Here is a 2,369-nt window from a genome sequence, read left to right on the forward strand (position 1 = left end):
GTAAGCGCTCCATGAACCCCACATTTAAAGCGCTTACCTGATCCCCGATGCTGTGCTCCCGATTTCTTTCTGGAGTCTGCCGACGATGATGCGCCCCGACGCCAAAGTCGAAAAAGTCTATCTCTACCCCAAGCCCGTCGACTTCCGAAAGTCCATCGATGGCCTGGCTGCGCTGGTCGAACTCGATATCAAAGTGGCGGTGTTCGACCCGGTGCTTTTCGTCTTCCTCAACAAGCCGCGCAACCGCGTGAAGATCTTGTACTGGGAACGCAACGGCTTCTGCCTCTGGCTCAAACGCCTGGACTCCGAACGGTTCAAAACCTCACCCGATCCGACTGACGTGGCCATCGTACTGACCGTTCAGGAACTGAACTGGCTACTCGACGGCTTCGACCTCTGGCGCAACCGTCCGCATCAGGTATTGACGCCTCGATACGTCGCCTGATTCGGTATAATCCGCGGCATGATTTCCATGCCCGAAGACCTTCCTGACGATCCTGTTCTGCTCAAGCAACTGCTTGAGCAGATAATCAACGAGCGGGCGTCCGACAAGGGCAAGATCGTTCATCTCGAAGAGGAAGTTACGCTGTTGCGCCAGCGTCTGTTCGGGCGCAAGACCGAGCAGACAGGCGATGCGGCGACGCCACAGTTGCCGCTCTTCGACGAAGCGGAAAGCCTGGCAGAACCCTTGGATGAGGCCGGCGACGAAGAAGTCGTTGCACCGACCAAGCGCCGTGGTAAACGCAAACCACTGCCGGCTGATTTGCCGCGTATCGAGGTTGTCCACGAACTGCCCGAGCATGAGCTGACGTGCGCTTGTGGCTGCCGCAAACATGCCATTGGTGAAGAGATCAGCGAACAGCTTGAAATCGTCCCGATGCAGATTCGCGTCATCAAACATGTTCGCAAGGTGTACGGCTGCCGGGACTGCGAGTCAGCGCCCGTAACCGCGGACAAGCCTGCCCAGGTGATCGAGAAGAGCATGGCTAGCCCGAGTGTGCTGGCCATGCTGCTCACCACCAAATACGTAGACGGCCTACCGCTTCATCGCTTCGAAAAAGTGTTGGGGCGCCACGGTATCGATATCTCGCGCCAAACCCTGGCACGCTGGGTGATTCAATGCAGCGAGCACTTCCAACCGCTGCTGAATCTGATGCGCGAAAGCCTGTTGAGCAGTCGGATCATCCACTGTGATGAAACACGTGTGCAGGTGTTGAAAGAGCCCGGCCGTGAGCCCAGTAGCCAATCTTGGATGTGGGTACAAACCGGTGGCCCACCTGATCGGCCAGTGATCCTTTTCGACTACACCGCCAGCCGAGCGCAGGAGGTGCCGACGCGCCTGCTGGATGGCTATCGCGGCTATGTCATGACCGACGACTACGCCGGTTACAACGCGCTGGCTGCACAGGACGGCGTGGAGCGGTTGGGCTGCTGGGTGCACGCGCGCCGCAAGTTCGTCGAAGCGCAGAACGTGCAGCCCAAGGGTAAAACCGGGCGCGCAGACATCGCCCTGAACTTGATCAACAAGCTGTATGGCATCGAGCGCGACCTTAAGGACGGCAGCGATGATGATCGTAAGGCTGCCCGCATGGAGCGCAGCCTGCCATTGCTGGCTCAGCTGAAAAGCTGGGTAGAGAAAACGCAACCTCAGGTCACGACGCAGAATGCCTTGGGCAAGGCCATCGGCTACTTGGCCAGCAACTGGAGCAAGTTGGAACGCTACATCGAGCACGGCTGCTTACCGATCGACAACAACGCAGCCGAGCGTGCGATCCGCCCGTTTGTCATCGGCAGAAAGAACTGGTTGTTCAGTGACACGCCCAGAGGGGCGACGGCCAGTGCGCAACTTTACAGCCTGGTCGAGACGGCCAAAGCCAACGGCCAAGAGCCCTATGCGTGGCTGCGCCACGTGCTGGAACGCCTGCCGCAGACGTCCTCCGTGGAAGACTACGAAGCGCTGCTGCCGTGGAATTGCACGCCTAAAATACATAGTTAAGTGCTCCTCCATCGTGGGTCAGATGGGGCCTACGAAGCGCTTTAAGGACAAGAGCGGGGTAACGACCATGGAATACGACGAAAAACTGATTGAAGACGCAGTGCTTGCCTTGTTGGCAGCCTATAGCTCCGACAAAGGTAACGCGTGGAAAGGATTTGACTTCGAGATCATGAATCGACTGCATGAACGGGGTTTCATCAGTGATCCAGTTAATAGAAACAAATCCATCTGGTTGACTGCGGAGGGGCTGGAGCGAGGCCGACAGCTAGCTGACCAGTTGTTCGGGTTAAAGACTCAAGCGGGGCAGGTGCCCGACTCGAATACATGATTTCCCCGTCCTTCATTTAACGGGTGGGGTTTATGGATCGCTTAC

General features: G+C 57.5%; 3 protein-coding genes. All 3 read left to right on the forward strand.

Going from position 1 to position 2,369, the window contains the following annotated elements; all coding sequences use genetic code 11:
• Nucleotides 1-85 precede the first annotated feature (85 nt).
• Entirely contained in the window at nt 86-445 is a 360-nt protein-coding gene (gene tnpB, locus F3J45_RS29475; RefSeq protein ID WP_054913089.1) for an IS66 family insertion sequence element accessory protein TnpB, read from the forward strand.
• Nucleotides 446-463: 18 nt separating this feature from the next.
• Nucleotides 464-1,996 carry an IS66 family transposase gene (locus F3J45_RS29480; protein WP_167070867.1) on the forward strand — a complete coding sequence of 511 codons (1,533 nt, stop codon included), beginning with the start codon at nt 464-466 and terminating at the stop codon, nt 1,994-1,996.
• A gap of 67 nt (nt 1,997-2,063) precedes the next feature.
• Nucleotides 2,064-2,324: a DUF6429 family protein gene (locus tag F3J45_RS29485; protein ID WP_085665094.1), complete on the forward strand. Its 261-nt coding sequence runs from the start codon at nt 2,064-2,066 to the stop codon at nt 2,322-2,324.
• The last annotated feature ends 45 nt before the right edge of the window (nt 2,325-2,369 follow it).

It is taken from the genome of Pantoea sp. Ap-967 (genome assembly GCF_011752565.1).
Taxonomy (GTDB): domain Bacteria; phylum Pseudomonadota; class Gammaproteobacteria; order Pseudomonadales; family Pseudomonadaceae; genus Aquipseudomonas.